A 23,246-nucleotide genomic window follows, 5' to 3' on the forward strand; every position below is an offset into this window, starting at 1 on the left:
CTCCCCCACCTCCGCCTCCGCCCCCGCCGCCCGGGCGGCCCCGGGGCCACGACTGACCGGCCCGGCCCTCCCGCCGTCCGCTCCACGCCCGCACCCTGCGACTTCGCTGCCGCTCAAGGCTTATGTCATCTGCTCGCCACCCACTGTTCCGTGTCCGCTAGACGGACCGGACACGCGGAGGCACTGGGTGCCGGATACGGTGGAAACACCATGAGCGCTTCGCAGACCTCCGACGCCCCCACCCTCCTTGTCAAGATCTTCGGCAAGGACCGGCCCGGCCTGACCGCCGGCCTGTTCGGCATCCTGGCCACCTACAACGTCGACGTGGTCGACATCGAGCAGGTCGTCACCCGAGGCCGGTTGGTGCTCTGCGCCCTCGTGACCGAGCCCCCGTCCGGGCTCGAGGGCGATCTGCGGGCCACCGTCCACAGCTGGGCGGAGTCCAAGAAGATGCAGGCGGAGATCATCTCCGGTATCGGTGACAACCGTCCGCGCGGTCTGGGGCGTTCGCTCGTCACCGTCCTCGGCCACCCGCTCACCGCCAGGTCGACGTCCGCGATCGCCGCCCGTATCGCGGCGGCCGGCGGCAACATCGACCGTATCTTCCGGCTCGCCAAGTACCCCGTGACGGCAGTCGAGTTCGCCGTGTCCGGTGTGGAGACGGAGCCACTGCGCACCGCACTGGTGACCGACGCCGCGGCACTCGGTGTCGACGTCGCCGTCGTCGCGGCCGGTCTGCACCGGCGGGCACAGCGACTTGTCGTCATGGACGTGGACTCGACGCTCATCCAGGACGAGGTCATCGAACTGTTCGCCGCGCACGCCGGCTGCGAGGCGGAGGTCGCCGAGGTGACGGCCGCCGCCATGCGGGGCGAGCTGGACTTCGAACAGTCGCTGCACGCGCGTGTGGCGCTGCTCAAGGGGCTCGACGCGTCGGTGGTGGACAAGGTGCGGGCCGAGGTCCGGCTCACCCCGGGCGCGCGCACCCTGATCCGCACGCTGAAGCGGCTCGGCTTCCAAGTCGGCGTCGTCTCAGGCGGGTTCACCCAGGTCACGGACGATCTCAAGGAGCGGCTCGGGCTCGACTTCGCCCAGGCCAACACCCTGGAGATCGTCGACGGGAAGCTGACCGGCAAGGTCGTCGGGGAGATCGTGGACCGCGCGGGCAAGGCGCGGCTGCTGCGCCGGTTCGCCGCCGAGGCGGGCGTGCCGCTGGCGCAGACCGTGGCGATCGGCGACGGCGCCAACGACCTCGACATGCTGAATGCGGCCGGTCTGGGCGTCGCCTTCAACGCCAAGCCCGTCGTCCGCGAGGCCGCGCACACCGCGGTGAACTTCCCGTTCCTCGACACCGTCCTCTACCTGCTCGGCGTCACCCGGGAAGAGGTCGAGACGGCGGACATGCACGACGGCGCACGCTGAGGCCGCGCGTCGCCCACCGGGTCCGCACCCTCGTACGCCGCCGGGGCCCGGCACCTGTGCGGTGCCGGGCCCCGGCGTATTCCGTAGGGGGTTACTCGCTCGGCGCCCAGTTGTCGATCAGGGTGGCCACACCCGGCTCCAGTGACTTCCAGGAGCCTTCGAAGGAGAGCACGGCGAAGGCGGCGGCAGGGAAGCCGCGCCGGTTCATCCGCTCCCGGGCCTCCTCCTCGGCCGACCCGGAGAGGATCTCGGCGAGACCCTGGATGCCCGGGTTGTGACCGATCAGGATCACGTTCTGCGCGTCGTCGGGGGTTTCGTTGAGCACGGCGATCAGCTCGCCGGGCGAGGCCTCGTAGATCCGCTCCTCATAGACGGTTTTCGGCCGGTGCGGAAGCTCCTGGACCGCGAGCTTCCAGGTCTCGCGGGTGCGGGTCGCGGTGGAGCAGAGGGCCAGGTCGAAGGGGATGCCGGTGTCTGCCAGCTTGCGTCCGGCGACGGCGGCGTCCATACGGCCCCGGTCGGCGAGCGGACGCTCGTGGTCGGGCACCTGTGGCCAGTCGGCCTTCGCATGCCGGAAGAGGACAATCCTGCGGGGTTCTGCGGAGCTCATGGGTCCCAGCTTCGCATGAAACAGGCCAGAGAGCCGAGGGAGTTGGCGGCGCCGGGGGCCCGCCCCCCGTACCGGCGGCTCATCCGGCCCGCCGACCGCCCCCACCCGGTGTGAACAGGCCGTTGTCGCCGCCGGGCGGTCCCGGCGCGGCTCGCGCGGCGGGCGGGCGGTGTCACGGCGCGTGGTGCGTCACGACCTGCTGGACACGGTCGACGAGGTGGCTGAGGGCGGGGTCGCCGCCGGCGTGCGCGTCCGCCGGGTTGAGTATCAGCGCCAGCAGAACGGTGAAGGCGAGCGTGGGCAGCGCGAGGGCCCACCAGGGCAGCCGGATGTCGACGCCGCCCGTGGTCGCCGGGTGGGGCCGGGTGTGCGTGCGGGCCGACATGACTGCCTCCGTGGACTTCGAATGGCCGGTGGTCCGCTTCTCGCGGCCACACTTCGAAGGTACGGACTACGCTGCCCTCAACCCATCCGGTGATCCACCCACTTGACCCTGACACTTACCCCCTAGGGGATGGTGGGGCCAGCCCCACCCCCGGGTCGTGGGCGCGTCCCGTCACAGGGAGGCGAGCGTCACGGGCAGGGGCTCGTCACGGCGATGCGAGCGTCACTGGCAGGGGCTCGTCACGGCGATGCGAGCGTCACGGCGATGCGAGCGTCGCGATGACGGCGATGATCACGAAGATGGCGAAGAACGTGCCGAAGACGAGCAGCATCTTCTTCTGGCCGTTCTGGGGGTTCGGGTCGAGCACGGGCATACCGCCAGTTTCGCACCCCTCCCCCGCCCCGGTTCGGGCGGGGTCGGCCACAGCCGCGCTGCCGTCGCCCCGGCCTTCGCTCAGCGCAGCGCCTCGTCCTCCACCGTCCGGTCCCGGCCTGCCAGGACGCCCACCACGATCTGGGGGACCATCAGCCCGGCCATGAGGGCGAGCGGCAGGCCCCAGCCGCCGCTGTGCTGGTAGAGGACACCGACCAGCAGCGGCCCGGGGATCGACAGCAGATACCCGGTGCTCTGCGCGAACGCCGACAGCTTGGCCACGCCCGCACCCGTCCGGGCCCGCATCCCCACCATGGTCAGCGCCAGCGGGAAGGCGCAGTTGGAGACGCCGAGCAGCAGCGCCCAGGCCCAGGCGCCGCCCGCCGGGGCCCAGTACAGTCCCGCGTACCCGGCCAAACCGCACGCGCCGAGCGCGACCACGATCGGGCCCTGGTGCGGGAGCCGCGTCGCCAGCCGCGGGATGACGAAGGCGAGGGGCACGCCCATCACCATCGTGACGGCCAGGAGCACCCCGGCCGTGCCGGCGGGCACCCCGGCGTCACGGAAGATCTGCGCCATCCAGCCCATCGTGATGTACGCGGCGGTGGCCTGGAGCCCGAAGAAGACGGCCAGTGCCCACGCGGTACGGCTCCGGGTGATGCGCAGCCCGTCGGTCTCAGCGGGGACGGAGGCCGCGGTGGGGGCGCTCCCCGCGGAACCGGCACCCCGCGCGCGTACGAACGGAATCCACGGCAGCACGGCCACCGCCGGCAGGACCGCCCAGACGGCGAGCCCCGACTGCCAGCTTCCGCCCAGCGCATCGGTCACCGGCACCGTCACCGCCGCCGCGGCCGATGTGCCCAGGGCGAGCGCCATCGAGTACAGGCCCGTCATCGAGCCCACCCGGTCGGGGAACCAGCGCTTGACGATCACCGGCATCAGGACGTTGCTGACGGCGATGCCCATCAGGGCGAGCGCACTGGCCACCAGGAAGCCGGCCGTGTTCCCGGCGTACGGGCGGATGACCAGCCCTGCGGTGATCGCGACCATCCCGGCGCATACCACCGTGCCCGGTCCGAAGCGGCGGGCGAGACGCGGCGCCATGACGCCGAAGACGCCGAAGCAGAGCGGCGGGACGGAGGTGAGCAGTCCCGCGACGGTGCCGCTCATGCCGAGCCCGTGACGCACCTCTTCGAGGACGGCGCCGAGGCTGGTGATGGCGGGCCTCAGGTTGAGCGCGGCAAGGACGATGCCGACGACCATCAGCCGCGTCGTCCACGCGCGCGTGGCCGCCTTCCCGGCTTCTGTCCCCGTGCCTGCGGAACTGCGTATCGGTGCGGACGTCAGCGTCCCGGTCTCCCTGTCTGCCATAGCACCATCATAGAATCATAGGATGATTGGTCCGCCAATACCCTTGCGTTACGCTCCGGATCATCCGGCCCTGCACACAGGCCCCCACGAAGGACCGTCATGCCGCTGAGCCATCCCCGTCGATCCGCACTGTCCGAGCAGGTCATCGCCGAACTGCGGAACCAGATCACGTCGGGCGAATGGCCGGTGGGCTCCCGCATCCCCACCGAGCCCGAGCTGGTCGAGCAGCTCGGGGTCGCCCGCAACACGGTCCGCGAGGCCGTCCGCGCGCTCGCGCACAACGGCCTGCTGAACATCCGCCAGGGGTCCGGCACCTACGTGGTGGCGACCAGCGAGCTGGCGGGCGTGATGCACCGCCGGTTCGCCGACGCCGACCCGAACCACATCGCCGAGCTGCGTTCCACCCTCGAGTCGGGCGCCGCCCAGCTGGCCGCCGAGCGGCGGACCGAGCGCGACCTCAAGCAGCTGGACACGCTCCTCCTGCGCCGCAACGAGGCCTGGGAGTCCGGGGACACGGAGGCGTTCGTGACCGCGGACGCGACGTTCCACATGGCCGTGGTGGCCGCCTCCCACAACGACGTGATGACGGCGATGTACGCGGACCTGGGCGAGGTGCTGCGGGACTGGCTGCGCGACGACGTCGGCGAGGAGCTGACACCGGAGACGTACATGGACCACACGGGGCTCGTGGACGCGATCCGTGCGGGTGACGCGGCCGCGGCGGCCGCGGAGGCGGCGAGCTATCCGTTCGGGTGCCGTCCGGGGCGCGCGAAGTCCGCCGGCCGCTGACCGCGGCTCACTTCGCGTGGTCGACCCACGCCGAGCGGACCTCCTCCCAGCACCGGCCGGTCAGCCGTACGGTCATCGCGGGCCCGGCGTCGACCGGGGCGGAGTCGGTGTCGAGGTCCCACCAGCGGTCGCACTCGATGTGCAGGGTCACGTGATCGGTGTCGGGATAGGGGTTGTGGCAGTACGCGACGACATGCGAGCCGGTCACCCGGACACGGCAGTCGGCCCCGAAGGGTTGCGGGTCGGGGGCCTTGCCGGCCTTCACGCCCGCGTCCGGAACGGCGTGCTTCACGCGCGCGTGCGGGACGGCGTCATACGGCAGGGCCATCACCAGCGAGGCGCCGACGAGGAACGGGGCGATACGGCGGGACAGGCGCACAACGGGACCTCCTGGGCCGTACGGCTGCGGGGCGGTGCGTACTCCCAGCGTGCGGGGCGGGGGGTCCCGAACGCCCGGTCAGGTACTCCGAACGGGCGACGCCCCGCTCGCCGCGCGGAGCGGGAAACGGGGCATCGACCTCGTACGACAGGGCGAAGGGCGTGCGTAAGTGATTGCGCAAGCGGTTACGCGCCGTTCGGGGACACTCAGGCGCCGATGGCGTGCAGACCGCCGTCCACGTGGATGATCTCGCCCGTGGTCTTCGGGAACCAGTCGCTCAGCAGGGCGACCACGCCACGGCCGGCCGGCTCGGGGTCCTTGAGGTCCCACTCCAGCGGGGAGCGGCTGTCCCACACGGAGGCCAGCTCGGAGAAGCCCGGGATGGACTTGGCTGCCATGGAGCCGATCGGGCCCGCGGAGATGAGGTTGCAGCGGATGTTCTGCTTGCCCAGGTCGCGCGCCATGTAGCGGTTGGTGGCCTCCAGGGCGGCCTTGGCGGGCCCCATCCAGTCGTACTGCGGCCAGGCGAACTGCGCATCGAAGGTGAGGCCGACGACCGAGCCGCCGTTCTGCATCAGCGGCAGGCAGGCCATGGTCAGCGACTTCAGGGAGTACGCCGAGACATGCATGGCGGTGGCCACGGACTCGAACGGCGTGTTGAGGAAGTTGCCGCCCAGGGCGTCCTGCGGGGCGAACCCGATGGAGTGCACGACGCCGTCGAGGCCGCCCAGCTCCTCGCCGACGACGTCGGCCAGGCGCCCGAGGTGCTCGTCGTTGGTGACATCGAGCTCGATGACCTTGGTCGGCTTGGGAAGCTTCTTGGCGATGCGCTCGGTCAGCGTCGGCCGCGGGAACGCGGTCAGGATGATCTCGGCGCCCTGCTCCTGGGCCAGCTTCGCGGTGTGGAACGCGATGGAGGACTCCATCAGCACACCGGTGATCAGGACGCGCTTGCCCTCGAGAATTCCGCTCATGGTGATCAGTGACCCATTCCCAGTCCGCCGTCAACGGGAATGACGGCTCCAGTGATGTACGAGGCGTCGTCGGAGGCGAGGAACCGCACCGCTGCGGCGATCTCCTCGGGCTGCGCGTACCGGCCGAGCGGCACCTGCGACACGATGCCGGCGCGCTGCTCGTCGGTGAGCACCTTGGTCATGTCGGTGTCGACGAAGCCGGGCGCGACGACATTGAAGGTGATGTTGCGGGAGCCCAGCTCACGGGCGAGGGAGCGCGCGAAGCCGACCAGGGCGGCCTTGGAGGCCGCGTAGTTCGCCTGCCCGGCGGAGCCGAGCAGCCCCACGACCGACGAGATCAGCACCACGCGGCCCTTCTTGGCGCGCAGCATGCCGCGGTTGGCGCGCTTGACGACGCGGAACGCGCCGACGAGGTTGGTGTCGATGACCGAGGTGAAGTCCTCCTCGCTCATGCGCATCAGCAGCTGGTCCTTGGTGACGCCGGCGTTGGCGACAAGGACCTCGACCGGGCCGTGCTCGGTCTCGATCTCCTTGTAGGCCTGCTCCACCTGCTCGGTGTCGGTGATGTCGCACTTGACCGCGAGGAAGCCGGCCGGCGGTTCACCCGAGCGGTATGTGATCGCGACCTTGTCGCCTGCGTCGGCGAACGCGCGGGCGATGGCGAGGCCGATGCCCCGGTTGCCTCCAGTGACGAGAACCGAGCGGCTCAACGGATCACCCTTTCGATAGCGGTCTGTAACCCCTGCAGAACAGGTGCCTTCGTCGAAAACCTATCGGTCCCGCTCGCCGCAGGGGCAATCGGGCACCGACAGTGACGTAGGGGACTCGCTGTCGGATCCCTACAGAAGTGCGGCCTTGACAGGCCCCGAGACGGTCACCGGACGCAAAGGTCCGGCCGTCGGGCGGAAAAATGTGGTCCGTCCGCCCGCTCCCACGACATGATCGGACCCGACAGGCAACGACAGCAGGGAGACCTCCGTGCCTCATTCCATCGACGAAGCCTTCACGGCACTGCCGCTGCGGGCCCTGGCCGACGCCGCGCTGGCACGCGCGCGGGCGCTGGGGGCACAGCACGCGGACTTCCGGTTCGAGCGGGTGCGCAGTGCCGCATGGCGGTTGCGCGACGGCAAGCCCTCGGGGTCGTCGGACACGACCGACCTGGGGTACGCGGTGCGGGTCGTGCACGGGGGGACCTGGGGGTTCGCATCGGGGGTCGATCTGACGCAGGACGCCGCCGCCAAGGTTGCATCGCAGGCGGTGGCGATGGCCAAGCTGTCGGCTCAGGTGATCAAGGCCGCGGGATCCGACGAACGCGTGGAGCTCGCGGACGAGCCGGTGCACGCCGAGAAGACCTGGGTCTCGTCGTACGAGATCGATCCCTTCACCGTGCCCGACGAGGAGAAGACGGGGCTGCTGGCCGACTGGAGCGCGCGGCTGCTCGCGGCCGCGGGCGTCAACCACGTCGACGCCTCCCTGCTGACGGTCCACGAGAACAAGTTCTACGCCGACACCGCCGGGACCGTGACCACCCAGCAGCGTGTGCGGCTGCACCCGCAGCTCACCGCGGTCTCCGTCGACGAGTCGACCGGCGAGTTCGACTCGATGCGCACCCTCGCGCCGCCTGTCGGCCGCGGCTGGGAGTACCTGACCGGCACCGGCTGGGACTGGGACTCCGAGCTGGAGCAGATCCCGGAGCTGCTCGCCGAGAAGATGCGCGCGCCGAGCGTCGAGGCGGGCGTGTACGACCTGGTCGTCGACCCGTCCAACCTGTGGCTGACCATCCACGAGTCCATCGGGCACGCCACCGAGCTGGACCGGGCGCTCGGGTACGAGGCCGCGTACGCGGGCACCTCCTTCGCCACCTTCGACAAGCTGGGCAAGCTGAAGTACGGCTCCGAGCTGATGAACGTCACCGGCGACCGCACCGCCGAGCACGGCCTCGCGACGATCGGGTACGACGACGAAGGCGTCGAGGGCCAGTCCTGGGACCTCGTCAAGGACGGGAGGCTGGTCGGCTACCAGCTGGACCGGCGCATCGCCAGGCTGACCGGGTTCGAGCGGTCCAACGGGTGCGCATACGCCGACTCGCCCTCGCACGTTCCGGTGCAGCGCATGGCCAACGTGTCGCTGCAGCCGGATCCGGCCGGGCTGTCCACCGAGGACCTGATCGGAGGCGTGGACCGCGGGATCTACGTCGTGGGTGACCGGTCCTGGTCGATCGACATGCAGCGGTACAACTTCCAGTTCACCGGCCAGCGGTTCTTCAAGATCGAGAATGGCCGGCTCACCGGTCAGCTGCGGGATGTCGCGTACCAGGCGACGACCACCGACTTCTGGGGCTCCATGGCGGCCGTCGGCGGCCCCCAGACGTACGTCCTCGGCGGCGCCTTCAACTGCGGCAAGGCCCAGCCGGGCCAGGTCGCGGCCGTGTCACACGGCTGCCCGGCGGCCCTCTTCAAGGGCGTCAACATCCTCAACACCACGCAGGAGGCCGGCCGATGAGCGCCCGTAGCAACAAGCCGCACGAGATCGTCGAGCGTGCCCTCGAACTGTCCCGCGCGGACGGGTGTGTCGTCATCGCCGACGAGCACTCCACCGCCAATCTGCGCTGGGCGGGCAACGCGCTGACCACGAACGGGGTCACGCGCGGGCGCACTCTCACCGTCATCGCGACCGTCGACGGCAAGGAGGGCACGGCGTCCGGGGTCGTCTCCCGCTCGGCCGTGACTCCCGACAAGCTGGAGTCTCTGGTCCAGGCCGCGGAGGCCGCCGCCCGTGGCGCGGGCCCCGCCGAGGACGCGCAGCCACTGGTGACGGGCGTGCCCGAGACTCCGGACTTCACGGACGCGCCCGCCGAGACCTCGTCCGCCGTCTTCGCTGACTTCGCGCCGGCGCTCGGCGAGTCGTTCGCACGCGCGCGTGCGGGCGGCCGCGAGCTGTACGGCTTCGCCAACCACGAACTCGTCTCGACATATGTCGGTACGTCGACGGGGCTGCGCCTGCGTCACGACCAGCCCAACGGCACGCTGGAGCTCAACGCCAAGTCGCCGGACCGTACGCGCTCGGCGTGGGCGGGGCGTTCGACCCGGGACTTCAAGGACGTCGACCCGGCCGCCCTGGACGCGGAGCTGGCCCAGCGGCTGGCCTGGGCGGAGCGCCGGATCGAGCTGCCCGCCGGCCGGTACGAGACGCTGCTGCCGCCCACCGCGGTGGCAGACCTGCTGATCTACCAGATGTGGTCGGCGGCGGCCCGGGACGCAGCCGAGGGCCGCACGGTCTTCAGCAAGCCCGGTGGCGGCACGCGCGTCGGCGAGAAACTCTCCGAGCTTCCGCTGACCCTGCGCAGCGATCCGAACGAGCCCGGCCTGGAGACCGCACCCTTCGTCATCGCGCATGCTTCCGGCGACGACGCGTCGGTGTTCGACAACGGGCTGCCGCTGGGAGCCACCGAGTGGATCAGCCGCGGCGAGCTGAAGCACCTGACGTCCACCCGGCACAGCGCGGGCCTGACCGGCCTTCCGCTCGCGCCCTCCATCGGGAATCTGATCCTGGACGGCGGCGCCGACCGGTCCCTGGAGGATATGGTCGCGAACACGGAGCGCGGACTGCTGCTGACCTGCCTGTGGTACATCCGCGAGGTCGACCCGGCGACCCTGCTGCTCACCGGCCTGACCCGGGACGGTGTGTACCTGGTCGAGAACGGCGAGGTCACCGGCGAGGTCAACAACTTCCGCTTCAATGAATCCCCTGTCGACCTGCTGGGCCGCGCCGCCGAGGCCGGGCGCACGGAGAAGACGCTGCCGCGCGAATGGAGCGACTGGTTCACCCGCGCCGCGATGCCTCCGGTGCGGGTGCCCGACTTCAATATGAGCTCTGTCAGTCAGGGCGTATAACCTCGTACTCGGCTGTCACCCGACTGCCCGAAGATCATCCAAGGAGACGCGAGAACCGTGACGGACATCGTCGACGAGCTGAAGTGGCGCGGGCTGTTCGCCCTGTCCACTGACGAGGACGCTTTGCGCAAGGCGTTCGCGGACGGCCCCGTCACGTTCTATTGCGGCTTCGACCCGACCGCGCCGTCCCTGCACGTGGGACACCTGGTGCAGGTGCTCACCGTGCGCCGGCTCCAGCAGGCCGGCCACCGGCCGCTGGCGCTGGTGGGCGGCGCGACGGGCCTGATCGGCGACCCGCGCCCGACCGCGGAGCGCACGCTGAACGACCCGGAGACGGTGGCCGGCTGGGTCGAGAAGCTGCGTCGTCAGATCGAGCCGTTCCTCTCCTTCGAGGGGGAGAACGCGGCCGTGATGGTGAACAACCTCGACTGGACCGCGGGGCTGTCCGCCATCGAGTTCCTCCGGGACATCGGCAAGCACTTCCGCGTCAACAAGATGCTGACGAAGGACTCCGTGTCCCGGCGCCTGGAGTCCTCCGAGGGCATCAGCTACACGGAGTTCAGCTACCAGATCCTGCAGGGCATGGACTTCCTGCAGCTCTACCGGAGGTACGGCTGCACGCTCCAGCAGGGCGGCAGCGACCAGTGGGGCAACCTCACGGCCGGGCTCGACCTGATCCACAAGCTGGAGCCGCACACCGAGGTGCACGCGCTGGCCACCCCGCTGATGACCAAGGCGGACGGCACCAAGTTCGGCAAGACCGAGGGCGGCGCCGTCTGGCTCGACCCGGAGATGACGACGCCGTACGCGTTCTACCAGTTCTGGCTGAACGTGGACGACCGGGACATCTCGCAGTACATGCGGATCCTGTCCTTCAAGTCCCGCGAGGAACTGGAGGAGCTGGAGCAGCAGACCGAGGAGCGTCCGCAGGCCCGTGCCGCACAGCGTGCGCTGGCCGAGGAGCTGACGACGCTGGTGCACGGAGCGGACCAGACGGCCGCCGTGATCGCCGCGTCCAAGGCCCTCTTCGGCCAGGGCGACCTGGCCGAGCTGGACGGCAGGACGCTGGCCGCGGCCCTCTCCGAGGTGCCGCACATCGAGGTCACCGAGCTTTCCCCGGTCGTGGACCTCTTCGCGGAGGTCGGCCTGGTTCCCAGCAAGTCCGCCGCACGGCGCACGGTGAAGGAGGGCGGCGCGTACGTGAACAACGTCAAGGTGACCGCCGAGGACGCCGTCCCCGCCAAGGAGGACCTGCTGCACGACCGCTGGCTTGTGCTGCGCCGCGGCAAGAAGAACCTGGCCGCGGTCGAGGTCACGGGCGTCTGAACCACGGCCGTACGCATGCGCAAGGGGGCGGTCCCGCTGCGGGCCGCCCCCTTCCCCGTACGGTCATGCTCTCTCCTTGCTGCCCTTCGCCGCCGTGTAGGCCATCTCACCGAGGAAGACGAGGACGACCGCGGCGGCGAGCTGGAGGCCGTGGCGGCCCCAGTCGATGCCACGGGTCTCCGCGATGCCGAGGCCGCGGGCGATCGCGTTGCCGGCGATGCCGCCGATCATGCCCATGAGGGTGGTCAGCCAGAGCGGGCTGTGCTGCTTGCCCGGCAGGATCAGCTTGGCCAGCAGGCCCAGCACGAATCCGACGATGATCGCCCACAACCAGCCCATGACTGCCTCCTCGTACGGCTCGACGTGAGCAGTACGCCCAGTTTCTGGCTGTCCGCCATACGGCGCATGTCGGGCAGACCCGTACGCGGTAGTGCGCAGCACGTTCGCCCAGGCAGGAGGTGCCCCGCTCTCGAAGGCGACGGAGGCGCGGCGTAACGTTATGAATGTTCGGACTCGGCTCCTGACCGGGTACGGATCAGGTACGGGCCGGGGAGAGTCCGAGGCAGGCGGGTGGTGGAATGTGATGCGGAAGCTGAACAACGTCGGTAACGCTCAGGTGTTCCGGATCACTGGTGCCCGGCAGGGTCTCGAGGCGGATGTGCGCGGGCGGCAGCGCCGTTACGTCATCTCGATGAGCGTGCGCACGGTCTCGGTGGTCCTTGCAGCCACCCTGTGGAACGTGTCCCGTCCCGTCGCCGTGGTTGCGCTGGTCCTGGGTGCTGTCCTCCCCTACATCGCCGTCGTCATCGCCAACGCCGGACGCGAGAACGCGCCCTCGCTCCCCTCTTCGTTCATCAATGTCCCGACGCGCCCGATGATCGCCCCGCCGACCGGCGAGGGCACCGCTCGTTCGAGTGAAGCCGCAAGCGGCGGAGGCTTCACGGAATCCGAGCCGGAAGACGTCCCGGTGGAGCCCGCGGGGGGAATCCGGAGCGAGCAGCGCGAGCGGACCTGACCACGGCGGATTGCCCGGATGCGGAATCGCACCCCGCACCAAGCTCAGGAAAAGCTCAGATCAATCATGTTGTTCCAGTGCCGGGCAGCGGGTTACCCGTGACATACTTCGTACGCGCTCCGCATCCCCCGTCGGAGCGACAGACCGACGCCGGGCAGCTCCCCCCGTGGCTGCTCGGCGTCGCCTTTGGTGAGCACGCTAGGGTCGTGGATGTGATTGGCCCTGATCCCGACTCGCCCATGTGTTCCGCCAAGGGGTGCCGTGCCGACGCCGTATGGGTGCTCGCCTGGAACAACCCGAAGCTGCACACGCCCGAGCGCCGCAAGACATGGCTGGCGTGCGAGGAGCACCGCGAGTACCTGTCGAAGTTCCTCGGCGTCCGAGGGTTTCTGAAGGACGTCGTCAAACTGGAGGACTGGGAGTCCCCCGGGACCGACTGACGCACCGGCGGGCCGCATCACCCCCCGATCGCCGACATCGGCCTCTCCGGCTGGAGGAACGACGGATCGTCCAGCCCCGAGCCCGCCTTCTTGCCCCACATCGCCAGGCGCCAGATGCGGGCGATCTCCTCGTCGGGGGCACCGGAGCGGAGGGCGCCGCGCAGATCGGTCTCCTCGGTGGCGAACAGGCAGGTGCGTATCTGCCCGTCGGCCGTCAGCCGCGTACGGTCGCAGGCCGCGCAGAACGGGCGGGTGACCGAGGCGATCACGCCGACGCGGTGCGGACCGCCGTCGACGATCCAGCGCTCGGCCGGGGCGGAGCCGCGTTCCCCGGCGCCCTCCGGGGTCAGCTCGAAGCGCTCACGCAGCGAGGCCAGGATGTCCCCCGCGGTGACCATGCCCTCCCGCTTCCAGCCGTGCTGGGCGTCCAGGGGCATCTGCTCGATGAACCGCAGCTCGTAGTCGTGCTCGACGGCCCAGGCGAGCAGGTCCGGGGCCTCGTCGTCGTTCAGGCCCGGCATCAGGACGGAGTTGACCTTGACGGGGGTCAGGCCCGCCTCACGGGCGGCGTGGAGGCCGTCGATGACGTCCTGGTGGCGGTCCCGGCGGGTGAGGGATTTGAAGACGTCCGGTCGCAGGGTGTCCAGCGAGACGTTGACCCGGTCCAGTCCCGCCGCCTTCAGGGCCGTCGCCGTGCGCTTGAGGCCGATGCCGTTCGTGGTGAGGGACATCTGGGGGCGCGGCTGCAGTGCGGCGACGCGCTCCACTATCCCGACCAGGCCGGGGCGCAGCAGCGGCTCACCTCCCGTGAAGCGGACCTCCTTGATGCCCAGGGAGGTGACCGCGATGTCGATCAGACGGACGATCTCGTCGTCAGTCAGCAGATCGGGCTTGGCAAGCCACTGCAGGCCCTCTTCGGGCATACAGTACGAACACCTCAGATTGCACCGGTCGGTCAGCGAAACCCTCAGGTCGGTGGCCACCCGGCCGTAGGTGTCGATGAGCACGTGGGCCCCCTCCCTCTTCGCGGATCACGCATTTTCCGTCACTTGCGAGCCTACGTGACCCCACTGACAACGACAGCGGCCGGATCCCACGAGCCGCGACGCGGCCGCGTCGTAGATCCCTACGACGCGGCCGTCGGTACGGGCGGGTCAGTGCGCCCCGGTGCCGGTCAGGGACCGCACCTCCAGCTCCGCGTATTTTCCGGCGTCCGGCTCCTCCTTCGACAGGAGCGTGCCGACGACGCCCAGAAGGAAGCCGACCGGGATGGAGATGATGCCCGGGTTCTCCAGCGGGAACCAGTGGAAGTCGACGTGCGGGAACATCGACGACTCCTTGCCGGAGACCACCGGCGAGAACAGCACCAGGCCGACGGCGGTGACCAGACCGCCGTAGATCGACCACAGGGCGCCGCTGGTGGTGAACCTCTTCCAGAACAGGCTGTAGAGGATCGTCGGCAGGTTGGCGGAGGCGGCGACCGCGAAGGCGAGGGCGACCAGGCCGGCCACGTTCAGGTCGCGGGCGAGGGCTCCCAGGGCGATGGAGACGGCGCCGATGCCGACCGTCGCCCAGCGGGCCGCGCTGACCTCCTGCTTCTCACTGGCCTGGCCCCGCTTGATGACGTTCGCGTAGATGTCGTGCGCGAACGACGAGGACGAGGCCAGGGTCAGCCCCGCGACCACCGCGAGGATCGTGGCGAAGGCGACCGCGGAGATGCTGGCCAGCAGAATCGCGCCCCAGTTGGAGTCGACGCCGCCCAGGTGCAGGGCGAGCAGGGGGGCCGCCGTGTTGCCCGCCTTGTTGGACGCGATGATCTCGTCCGGTTTGATCAGAGCGGCGGCGCCGAAGCCGAGGGCGAGGGTCATCAGGTAGAAGGCGCCGATGAGGCCGATCGCCCAGTTCACGGACTTCCGGGCGGCCTTGGCGGTGGGCACCGTGTAGAAGCGGATCAGGATGTGCGGCAGGCCGGCGGTGCCGAGCACCAGGGCGATGCCGAGCGAGATGAAGTCCAGCTTCGTCGTGCCGGTGGCGCCGTACTTCAGGCCGGGCTCCAGGAAGGCCGAGCCCTTGCCGCTGTTGTCGGCGGCCTTGCCGAGCAGGTCGGAGATGTTGAAGTGGAACTTCAGCAGCACCAGGAAGGTCAGCAGCAGGGCGCCCGCGATCAGCAGCACGGCCTTGACCATCTGCACCCAGGTGGTGCCCTTCATGCCGCCGATGGTGACGTACACGATCATCAGGACGCCGACGAGGGCGACGATGCCGATCTTGCCGCCGTCGCTGGTGATGCCGAGCAGCAGCGAGACCAGCACACCCGCGCCCGCCATCTGGGCGAGCAGGTAGAAGATCGACACGACGATCGTGGAGGTGCCGGCAGCCGTACGGACCGGGCGCTGGCGCATGCGGTACGCCAGCACGTCGCCCATGGTGTAGCGGCCGGAGTTGCGCAGCGGCTCGGCGACCAGCAGCAGGGCCACCAGCCAGGCGACCAGGAAGCCGATCGAGTACAGGAAGCCGTCGTACCCGAAGAGGGCGATCGCGCCCGCGATGCCGAGGAAGGACGCCGCGGACATGTAGTCGCCGGAGACGGCGAGGCCGTTCTGGAAGGCGGTGAACTGGCGGCCGCCGGCGTAGAAGTCGGCGGCGCTCCTGGTCTGGCGGCCCGCCCACACGGTGATGACGAGGGTCGCGGCGACGAACACCGCGAACAGGGTGACGATCAGCGGCCGGTGCTTGCTCGCCTCACCGGCGGCCAGGACGAGTGCGGGGCTCATGCGTCGCCCTCCATCCGGGACTTGATGGCCTCGGCCCTGGGGTCGAGCTTGGCGGCGGCGTGCCGCGAGTACCACCACGCGATCAGGAACGTGGTGAGGAACTGGGCGAGGCCGAGCACCAGGGCGACGTTGATGTTGCCGATGAGCTTGGTGCCCATGAAATCGCCCGCATAGTTCGACAACAGGACGTAGACGAGGTACCAGGCGATGAACGCCACGGTCAGCGGAAAGGCGAACGAGCGGTGGGAGCGGCGCAGTTCACCGAATTCGGCGCTCTCCTGTACCGCGGTGAACTCCTCGGTGGACGGGAGGCCGGCTCCGGTCGTCGAGGGGGGAGGTGCGTCGGTAGCCACGGTGTCTCCTCGCGTTGCGGGTACGGGCATGCGGTTCTGACCTCACAGTGACGTGGATCACGTAGCTGATTGCGACGCTACTGCTCCGTTGCGTGATCCAACAGGGGGCCTCGATCGTCCTCGTGCTCCCTGCCCAAGGGCACGGCGCCACGCGTGGACCGGTTCAACTCCCTTTACTTTTTTCGTACCTCCTCCAAGGAAGTCATTGCTGACCAGTCCGGACGACAGATAGCTTCGCCTCTGCACCACCCGTCATGTACCTGCCGGACGCCACCCGCGGTCCGGCTCGTTCACGTTTTCGGATGTTGTGGAGATCCCATGGCTCATCTGCGTTCCAGACGCCGACTCGCCCTCGCCGTACCGGTCGTGCTGTCCCTCACCGCCTCCCTGGGCTTCCTGCCGGGTGCCGCATCGGCGGCCCCGCGCACCGCCGCCACCGCACAGACCGCCGAGGGACCCGAACTCGCCTACGTGGTCAACGCGAAGACGGACCATCACACGATCGCGACGGTGCAGCAGGCAATAGCCGAGGCCGGCGGCACGATCGTGGTGACGTACGACAGAATCGGTGTGATCGTCGTCCACTCCGCAAACCCGGACTTCGCCAAGACCCTCCGTACGGTCCCCGGGGTGCAGTCCGCAGGCGCGACCCGGACCGCGCCGCTGACCGCCGCGGGCACGACGGACGAGGGCGCCGCGCAGTACCTGACGAAGGCGGAGGCGGCGAAGATCACGAGCGCCTCGGCAACCGCGGGCGACAGCGAGCCGCTTGAGGCCGACCAGTGGGACCTGCGCGCGATAGGCGCCGACAAGGCCGCGAAGATCAACCCGGGCAGCCGCAACGTCACGGTGGCCGTCATCGACACCGGCGTCGATGACACCCACCCGGACCTCGCCCCGAACTTCTCCGCGTCGCAGTCCGCGAACTGTGTCGGCGGCAAGGCGGACACCTCGTACGGCGCCTGGCGGCCCGCGAAGCCCGAGCACTACCACGGCACCCATGTCGCCGGCGAGATCGCGGCGGCCCGCAACGGCATCGGCGTCGCCGGTGTCGCCCCGAACGTCAAGGTCTCCGCCATCAAGGTGGCCGACCCGGTCAACGAGCTCTTCTACCCCGAGAGCGTCGTCTGCGCGTTCGTGTTCGCCGCCGACCACGGTGTGGCGGTCACGAACAACAGCTACTACGTGGACCCGTGGCTGTACAACTGCATGGACGACCCGGACCAGCGGGCCATCGTCGACGCGGTCAACCGGGCCCAGCTGTACGCCCAGCGCAAGGGCACCCTCAACGTCGCCTCGGCGGGCAACTCCAACGACGACCTCGACTCGCACTCCCTCACCGACGCCTCCAGCCCCGACGACTCCACCGCGGTGACCCGCACGGTCGACCCGCACGAGTGCTTCGACGTACCGACCCAGCTGCCGGGCGTGGTCACGGTCAGCGCGACCGGGGTCACCAACGCCAAGTCGTACTACTCCAGTTATGGCGACGGCGTGATCGACGTCGCAGCGCCGGGCGGCGACAAGTACCAGATCCCGGACACGCCGTCGAAGAACGGGCGCATCCTCTCCACGATGCCGAACAACCAGTACGGCTTCCTGCAGGGCACGTCGATGGCGTCGCCGCACGTTGCGGGCGTGGCCGCGCTGCTGAAGTCCGCGCACCCGTGGGCGACTCCGGTGCAGCTCCAGGCGCTCCTCAAGGCTGAGGCGGACAACCCCGGCTGCCCGACGGCCCCGTACGACGGCAACGGCGACGGGGTCGTGGACGCGACCTGCGTGGGCGGCAAGCGCGTGAACGGGTTCTACGGCTTCGGCATCGTCAACGCACTGCGAGCCGTCAAGTAACCCTTGGCCTGCGCGCATTGACCTGCGCGCGAAGGGGGCCGGGCCCTTGTCCGGCCCCCTTCGCCATGATGATCCAGTACGCCGGGCATAGTGCCCTCATGACCGATACGGACGTGGCATGGGCGGCGCTGGGCGGGGACCCCGGACTGGTGCCGAGGATCTCTACCGTCGTACGGGAGGGGGTGCTGTCCTCGCGCCTGCCCGTGCGGGAGGTGGCGCGGGCCTGTGTCGGGGCGTGTGCTCTGGCCGCCGCCGAGTGGGGCGCACGACGGGCCGGGCTCCCGGACCTGCCCGAGGTGCGGGTCGACGACGGCGTCGTGGCCACCGCCTTCCACAGCGAGCGGCATCTGCGCGTGGACGGCCGTGAACCGGTCAACTTCGCGCCGCTGTCCCGTTTCTGGCGCGCGGCGGACGGCTGGGTGCGCACGCACGCGAACTATCCGCATCACCGGGCGCGGCTGCTGGGCGCCCTCGGGCTGGCTGCGGACGCGTCCGTGGAGACCGTGGCCGCCGCTCTCGCCGAGCGGTCGGCGGTCGAGGCGGAGGAGAGCGTGTACGCGGCCGGAGGGCTCGCGGTCGCGCTGCGCACGCCTAAGGAGTGGGCGGCGCACGAGCAGGGGCGCACCGTCGCCGTACAACCGCTGGTGGGCCGTGAGCGGCTCGACAAGGCACCCGCACGACCGCTCGCACCGCTCTCCGGGGAGCCGCTGCTGCCCGCGGCGGGCCTGCGTGTCCTGGACCTCACCCGGGTCATCGCGGGCCCGGTGGCCACCCGCACGCTGGCGCTGCTCGGCGCGGACGTGCTGCGGATCGACAGCCCTCGGCTGCCCGAACTGCCCGATCAGCACGCCGACCTGGACATCGGGAAGCGCTCGGCCGTCCTCGACCTGGCGGCGCCTGCGGACCGGCGGACCTTCGAGGAGCTGCTCGCGGAGGCGGACGTGGTCGTCACGGGCTACCGGCCCGGCGCGCTCGACGGTTTCGGGCTCGCCCCCGAGCAGCTGGCCGAGCGGCGGCCCGGACTGGTGGTGGCGCAGTTGTCGGCGTGGGGCGCGTACGGGCCGTGGGGCGGGCGGCGGGGTTTCGACAGCCTGGTGCAGGTCGCCACGGGTATTGCGGTGACCGAGGGTTCGGTGGAACAGCCGGGCGCGCTGCCCGCGCAGGCTCTCGATCACGGCACGGGGTATCTGCTGGCCGCGGCGGTACTGAGGTCCCTCACCGAGCAGTCGGAGGAGGGCGGGAGCCGGGTCGTAAGGCTGGCGCTGGCGCGGACGGCGGCCTGGCTGACGGACGGGGCCGCCCGGGACGCCGGGCGTGCGCAGACGGCGTACGAAGGCGCTGATCCATGGCTCACCGAGACGGACAGTGTGCTGGGCCGACTGCGGTACGCCCTGCCGCCGGTCCGTTTCGCGGGCGGGCCGGTCGACTGGGCGCGGCCGCCGGGGCGGTGGGGGCAGGATCCGGCGCGGTGGGCACAGGTCCCGCTCGGAGGGTGATGCGCCGTACGGCCGGAATCATACGCATGGGCGGAATGCCACTCTCTCAATTGCCCTGGCACGGTTGCCCTGTTCTATGACGGCTGGCGAAGATCGTGAGGTGAGCCCGACACGACCCGCAGCCGAAGCCGACGGAGGTGCGGCGGGCGTCGCTCCCGTGCCCGTCCCGGTCGCCGCCCCCGTCCCCCGCCCCTCCGTCCGCCGAGCGGTCACACTGCTCGCCCTCGTGGCGGTCGCCGCGCTGATCCCGCTGCTCGGACCCTCGGCCGCGCTGCACGGCACGGGCGAGGCGGCCGCACCCGGGGTCGGCGGCATCGGCCTGCTGCGCACGGTCCTGTTCGTGGCATTGTGCATACCCGTGGGCGAGCTCTTCGTCGCCCGGCTGGCCCGCCTGGTGCCGGGCGCGCCCCTGGCGGACCCTCCGCGCAGCTGGGCGCCGTACGCGGCCGGCGCGGGTGTCGTCGCCGCGCTCGGGCTCGCCTCGGTCGTGGCCACCGGCAATCTGGTCCCGCACCGGCTCGCCCAGATCGACATCGGCGGGCTCTACCGGACCCGGGACGGCTCACTGGCCCTCCTGGAGGTCAACGCGTTCCTCGTGGCGGGGCTGTGTGCCCTGTCGCGCAGGCCCTCCCTCCAGGTGTGGCCGCTGGCCGCCGTGGTCGTCGCGGAGGCGCTGCGGGCCCACCCCGCGCCGGAGCACGGCCCGCTGGTGGGCTCCAGCCTGACGCTCGTTCACCTCACCTGCGCGTCCCTGTGGGTGGGCGGTCTGCCGCACGTCCTGCGGATGGTGCGGCACTGGCGTGCGTCCCTGGGGGTGGGTGCGGCGTTGTTGGGGCTCTACGCGCGCGTGGCGACCGTTCTGTTGGCCGCGATCACCGCGACGGGGGTGTGGAGTGCTGTGCGCCGCATGCCGCCGGGCACGATCCTCGACCAGCTGACGGCGACGGCGTACGGCCGCACCCTGCTCGCCAAGCTGCTGCTCGTGGCCGCCGTCGCCGCGCTCGCCCTGATCGCGCGCCTGCGGATGCGGCGCGCCGCCGACCCGCTCGGCGCCTGCACTCCCGCGCGTGCGGAGGTGGTGGCACTGGGCCTGGTCGTCGCGGTGTCGGGGCTGCTGACGGCGCTGCCGCTGCCGATCCGCTGGTCGTGATCGGCTGCCTGTCCCGCTGGTCGGCGTCGTCGAGGCGGCGGACCTCGACCCCTCGCCGGTCTTCGACCGGACCGTCGGGCTCGGTACGCCCACAGGTCGCTGCCGCAGATACAGGCTCACAGCACGCGGACGACGGCGTCGGTGGGCAGAGCTGCACCACGGGCTCGGGCACGTCCTCCACGCGCATGTCGTAGGGGGCGTGGATGGTGGTGGCGCGCAGGGCGAGGGTCCTTCTCGTGCGATCGGTCGTGCGGGTGCGCTCAGGAGGTGGTCGAGCGCACTTCACCGTACGCCGCCGTCGGCGCCCGGCGCTCGTCGAGGGTGCCCCGGACCAGCAGGAACTGCGCGACGCAGTAGGTGAGCATGATCCAGAAGTCGGGCCGCGGGAGCTGCGGCCAGTCGGCGACGCCGGTCGCGATGAGCGTGTCGGACAGCATGAACAGCGCCCCGCCTGCGCCCACGAGAGGTCCGAGCCTCGTCGCGCCGAACGCCATCGCAGTGAGCAGCAGGCTGTAGCCGGCGACCGGGATGCGCAGGCCGGCCGGGAGGTCGGGCCACAGGAGCGTGACGGTGGTGACGAGGGCCATGGCGTAGGCAGCGGCGAGCCATGCTCCACGCGCGCGTGGAGCGCCGTGCCGCCCGAAGAGGACGAGATAGCAGACGTGCCCGGCCGCGAAGGAGGCCATACCGACGAGGAAGGCGGCGTCGGCGTGGGACAGCAGCAGGACATCGCCGCCCCACCCGAAGAGCAGCGCCGCGATCAGCGGGCGCGGTCCGCCGCGCACGCGCGCTTGGAGCGCGAGCAGGGGCATCAGGAGGGGCTTGGCGACGATGTGGCCCGGGTGGTACCCGGCGACGAGGGACGCGAGGTCGGCGACGACCGCCGCCCCGAAGAGAACGAGGAGCACGCGCGCGAGGCGCTCGCCGTGCGGTCTCACGCGGCGGGCTTCTCGGCGACGGGCGCCGCCGTCACGACGGTCCTTGCGGCCGGCTGCCAGCCGGGCCCGCGGAACACCCGCCCGGCCCGTTCCCGCCAACTGCTCGCGGCCCTGATGTCCTTGGCGATGGCCACGTACTCGTGCGTGGCGACCTTCAGCGGGTTGTACGTGCTGATGTTCTTGGTCAGCCCGTACACGGGCCGCTCGGTCTCGGGGACGAACGACCCGAACAGCCGGTCCCAGACGATGAGGATCCCGCCGAAGTTGCGGTCCAGGTACCCGCCCTGGGACGCGTGGTGCACGCGGTGGTGCGACGGCGTGTTGAAGACGAACTCGAACCACCGGGGCATCTTGTCGATGCGCTCGGTGTGGATCCAGAACTGGTACACGAGGTTCGCGGAGGAGCAGAACGCCAGCGCGGCCGGGTGCACACCGAGGGCGACCAGGGGCACGTAGAAGGGCCAGACGGTGAGCGAGGTCCAGGGCTGGCGCAGCGCGGTGGTGAGGTTGAACTTCCGGCTGGAGTGGTGGACGACGTGGCACGCCCACAGGATCCGGATGACGTGGTGCCCGCGGTGGGACCAGTAGTAGAAGAAGTCCTGCGCCAGCAGCATCAGCGGGACGGTCCACCACAGGACGGGGACGCGCAGGGGCGTGAGTTCGTAGATCGCCGTGTAGATCGCGACGATCGGGATCTTCCACATGAAGTCGAAGAACAGACTGCCGAGCCCCATGCCGACGCTCGTCGCCGCGTCCTTCGCGTCGTATCCCTCCTCGTCGTCGTCGGGATGGATGCGGTAGCTCACCACCTCGATCACGGTGAGCAGCACGAAGGCGGGTATCGACCACAGCACGACATCGGGCAGGTTCGGCATGGGTGCACCGTAGAACCGCTGGTCGGCCGGGGCTAGACGTTGTTACCCACAAGTATTACCGGGGGTATGCGCTTGCTTGTTGGTGATCTCCGCCAATGCCCGGGCTAGACCCCGGCGGCCCCCAGCAATGTCCCGGCCGCATATGTGACACCCATGGCCAGCGCCCCGCCCGCCACGTTCCGCAGCACGGCCCGCCCCGGCTTCGCCGCGCCCAGTCGTGCGCTGCTCCAGCCGGTGAAGACGAGTGCGGCCAGGACGGACACCACGGTCACGGGGAGCCGCAGGTCCGTGGGAGGCAGCACGATGGCCAGCAGGGGCAGCAGCGCGCCCACCGTGAACGCCAGGAAGCTGGCCCAGGCAGCATGCCACGGGTTCGTCAGCTGGTCGGGGTCGATGCCGAGCTCCACGCGCGCGTGCGCACGCAGCGCGTCCCGGTCCGTCAGCTGGGCCGCCGCCTCACGGGCCACCTCCCGCGTCAGGCCCCTCCGCTCCAGCAGTTCCGTCAGCTCCTCCAGTTCCTCCTCCGGCTGCTCCCTCAGCTCCCGCCTCTCCAGGGCCAGCGCCGCCTTCTCCGAGTCCCGCTGGGTCGACACCGACACATACTCGCCCGCCGCCATCGACATGGACCCGGCCAGCAGCCCGGCCAGGCCCGCCGTCAGCAGGGCCGAACGGGCCGTCGTCGCGCCCGCGACACCAACCACGAGGCCCGCGGTGGAGACGATGCCGTCGTTCGCGCCGAGGACCGCGGCCCGCAGCCAGTTCAGCCGCTCCCCCAGCGCGCCCCCGTGGGCCTCGTCATGCGTTGGTGGTTCCGTCACACCCCGGAGGATGACACC

General features: G+C 70.6%; 24 protein-coding genes. 10 read left to right on the plus strand and 14 right to left on the minus strand.

Features of this window, described 5'->3' with window-relative positions; genetic code table 11:
• Window positions 1–210: 210 nt before the first annotated feature.
• Window positions 211–1,422: a phosphoserine phosphatase SerB gene (gene serB / locus ABT186_RS35070; protein WP_351928494.1), complete on the plus strand. Its 1,212-nt coding sequence runs from the start codon at window positions 211–213 to the stop codon at window positions 1,420–1,422.
• Between the two features lie 91 nt (window positions 1,423–1,513).
• Here the strand turns inward: serB and ABT186_RS35075 are convergent, their stop codons facing one another.
• The 4 genes from ABT186_RS35075 to ABT186_RS35090 form a co-directional block, all read right to left on the minus strand.
• Complete coding sequence (locus ABT186_RS35075; RefSeq protein WP_351928496.1) at window positions 1,514–2,032, minus strand: SixA phosphatase family protein; 519 nt, start codon at window positions 2,030–2,032, stop codon at window positions 1,514–1,516.
• A gap of 172 nt (window positions 2,033–2,204) precedes the next feature.
• Complete coding sequence (locus tag ABT186_RS35080; protein ID WP_351229226.1) at window positions 2,205–2,417, minus strand: hypothetical protein; 213 nt, start codon at window positions 2,415–2,417, stop codon at window positions 2,205–2,207.
• 256 nt (window positions 2,418–2,673) lie between these two features.
• Window positions 2,674–2,790: an SGM_5486 family transporter-associated protein gene (locus ABT186_RS35085; protein ID WP_107309247.1), complete on the minus strand. Its 117-nt coding sequence runs from the start codon at window positions 2,788–2,790 to the stop codon at window positions 2,674–2,676.
• 80 nt (window positions 2,791–2,870) lie between these two features.
• A complete protein-coding gene (locus ABT186_RS35090) occupies window positions 2,871–4,160 on the minus strand; it encodes a CynX/NimT family MFS transporter (protein ID WP_351229228.1) in 1,290 nt (429 codons plus the stop codon).
• Window positions 4,161–4,259: 99 nt separating this feature from the next.
• Between ABT186_RS35090 and ABT186_RS35095 the strand changes: the two genes are divergently transcribed.
• A complete protein-coding gene (locus ABT186_RS35095) occupies window positions 4,260–4,949 on the plus strand; it encodes a FadR/GntR family transcriptional regulator (protein WP_351229230.1) in 690 nt (229 codons plus the stop codon).
• 7 nt (window positions 4,950–4,956) lie between these two features.
• Here ABT186_RS35095 and ABT186_RS35100 read toward each other — a convergent pair whose 3' ends face one another.
• The 3 genes from ABT186_RS35100 to fabG form a co-directional block, all read right to left on the minus strand.
• A complete protein-coding gene (locus ABT186_RS35100; RefSeq protein WP_351928498.1) occupies window positions 4,957–5,328 on the minus strand; it encodes a hypothetical protein in 372 nt (123 codons plus the stop codon).
• Between the two features lie 206 nt (window positions 5,329–5,534).
• On the minus strand, window positions 5,535–6,302 hold the full coding sequence (fabI, locus tag ABT186_RS35105) for an enoyl-ACP reductase FabI (protein WP_351229234.1): 768 nt from the start codon (window positions 6,300–6,302) through the stop codon (window positions 5,535–5,537).
• A gap of 5 nt (window positions 6,303–6,307) precedes the next feature.
• Entirely contained in the window at window positions 6,308–7,012 is a 705-nt protein-coding gene (fabG, locus tag ABT186_RS35110; RefSeq protein WP_351229236.1) for a 3-oxoacyl-[acyl-carrier-protein] reductase, read from the minus strand.
• Window positions 7,013–7,280: 268 nt separating this feature from the next.
• Here fabG and ABT186_RS35115 point away from each other — a divergent pair, with 268 nt between their 5' ends.
• Genes ABT186_RS35115 through tyrS form a run of 3 tightly spaced genes read left to right on the plus strand, consistent with a single transcriptional unit; the run spans window position 7,281 to window position 11,521 of the window.
• Window positions 7,281–8,804, plus strand: coding sequence for a TldD/PmbA family protein (locus ABT186_RS35115; protein ID WP_351229238.1), 1,524 nt, complete (start codon window positions 7,281–7,283; stop codon window positions 8,802–8,804).
• A complete protein-coding gene (locus tag ABT186_RS35120; protein ID WP_351928500.1) occupies window positions 8,801–10,195 on the plus strand; it encodes a metallopeptidase TldD-related protein in 1,395 nt (464 codons plus the stop codon). Before ABT186_RS35115 ends, ABT186_RS35120 begins: the two co-directional genes overlap by 4 nt.
• A gap of 57 nt (window positions 10,196–10,252) precedes the next feature.
• Window positions 10,253–11,521 carry a tyrosine--tRNA ligase gene (gene tyrS, locus ABT186_RS35125; RefSeq protein ID WP_351229242.1) on the plus strand — a complete coding sequence of 423 codons (1,269 nt, stop codon included), beginning with the start codon at window positions 10,253–10,255 and terminating at the stop codon, window positions 11,519–11,521.
• A 63-nt stretch (window positions 11,522–11,584) separates the two neighbouring features.
• Here the strand turns inward: tyrS and ABT186_RS35130 are convergent, their stop codons facing one another.
• Window positions 11,585–11,860, minus strand: a complete 276-nt coding sequence (locus ABT186_RS35130) for a GlsB/YeaQ/YmgE family stress response membrane protein (protein ID WP_351229244.1) — start codon at window positions 11,858–11,860, stop codon at window positions 11,585–11,587.
• A gap of 244 nt (window positions 11,861–12,104) precedes the next feature.
• Between ABT186_RS35130 and ABT186_RS35135 the strand changes: the two genes are divergently transcribed.
• Window positions 12,105–12,536 (plus strand): DUF3099 domain-containing protein, encoded by a 432-nt coding sequence (locus ABT186_RS35135; RefSeq protein WP_351928502.1) that lies wholly within the window; start codon window positions 12,105–12,107, stop codon window positions 12,534–12,536.
• Window positions 12,537–12,775: 239 nt separating this feature from the next.
• Window positions 12,776–12,976: a hypothetical protein gene (locus ABT186_RS35140; protein ID WP_351928534.1), complete on the plus strand. Its 201-nt coding sequence runs from the start codon at window positions 12,776–12,778 to the stop codon at window positions 12,974–12,976.
• 17 nt (window positions 12,977–12,993) lie between these two features.
• On the opposite strand, the gene moaA is transcribed toward ABT186_RS35140, so the two are convergent.
• From moaA to ABT186_RS35155, 3 genes are all read right to left on the minus strand, one after another.
• Window positions 12,994–13,983, minus strand: coding sequence for a GTP 3',8-cyclase MoaA (gene moaA, locus ABT186_RS35145; protein ID WP_351928504.1), 990 nt, complete (start codon window positions 13,981–13,983; stop codon window positions 12,994–12,996).
• 147 nt (window positions 13,984–14,130) lie between these two features.
• Window positions 14,131–15,750 carry a monocarboxylic acid transporter gene (locus ABT186_RS35150; RefSeq protein ID WP_351229250.1) on the minus strand — a complete coding sequence of 540 codons (1,620 nt, stop codon included), beginning with the start codon at window positions 15,748–15,750 and terminating at the stop codon, window positions 14,131–14,133.
• The gene (locus ABT186_RS35155) at window positions 15,747–16,103 is read right to left on the minus strand and encodes a DUF485 domain-containing protein (RefSeq protein WP_351229252.1); all 357 of its coding nucleotides are present in this window, start codon (window positions 16,101–16,103) and stop codon (window positions 15,747–15,749) included. Before ABT186_RS35155 ends, ABT186_RS35150 begins: the two co-directional genes overlap by 4 nt.
• Window positions 16,104–16,421: 318 nt before the next feature.
• Between ABT186_RS35155 and ABT186_RS35160 the strand changes: the two genes are divergently transcribed.
• The 3 genes from ABT186_RS35160 (at window position 16,422) to ABT186_RS35170 (ending at window position 20,597) form a co-directional block, all read left to right on the plus strand.
• Complete coding sequence (locus tag ABT186_RS35160; protein WP_351928506.1) at window positions 16,422–17,951, plus strand: S8 family serine peptidase; 1,530 nt, start codon at window positions 16,422–16,424, stop codon at window positions 17,949–17,951.
• Window positions 17,952–18,049: 98 nt separating this feature from the next.
• On the plus strand, window positions 18,050–19,447 hold the full coding sequence (locus ABT186_RS35165) for a CoA transferase (RefSeq protein WP_351928508.1): 1,398 nt from the start codon (window positions 18,050–18,052) through the stop codon (window positions 19,445–19,447).
• 76 nt (window positions 19,448–19,523) lie between these two features.
• Window positions 19,524–20,597: a CopD family protein gene (locus ABT186_RS35170; protein WP_502973423.1), complete on the plus strand. Its 1,074-nt coding sequence runs from the start codon at window positions 19,524–19,526 to the stop codon at window positions 20,595–20,597.
• A 260-nt stretch (window positions 20,598–20,857) separates the two neighbouring features.
• On the opposite strand, the gene ABT186_RS35175 is transcribed toward ABT186_RS35170, so the two are convergent.
• The 3 genes from ABT186_RS35175 to ABT186_RS35185 all read right to left on the minus strand — a co-directional run bounded on the left by ABT186_RS35175 (window position 20,858) and on the right by ABT186_RS35185 (window position 23,228).
• Complete coding sequence (locus ABT186_RS35175; protein WP_351229260.1) at window positions 20,858–21,535, minus strand: lysoplasmalogenase; 678 nt, start codon at window positions 21,533–21,535, stop codon at window positions 20,858–20,860.
• Entirely contained in the window at window positions 21,532–22,410 is an 879-nt protein-coding gene (locus ABT186_RS35180; protein ID WP_351229262.1) for a sterol desaturase family protein, read from the minus strand. The genes ABT186_RS35175 and ABT186_RS35180 overlap by 4 nt, the downstream gene beginning before the upstream one ends.
• A gap of 104 nt (window positions 22,411–22,514) precedes the next feature.
• The gene (locus tag ABT186_RS35185; protein WP_351229264.1) at window positions 22,515–23,228 is read right to left on the minus strand and encodes a VIT1/CCC1 transporter family protein; all 714 of its coding nucleotides are present in this window, start codon (window positions 23,226–23,228) and stop codon (window positions 22,515–22,517) included.
• Between the last annotated feature and the right edge of the window lie 18 nt (window positions 23,229–23,246).

Source organism: Streptomyces sp. NPDC001634 (assembly GCF_040298185.1).
In the GTDB taxonomy this organism is placed as follows: Bacteria; Actinomycetota; Actinomycetes; order Streptomycetales; family Streptomycetaceae; genus Streptomyces.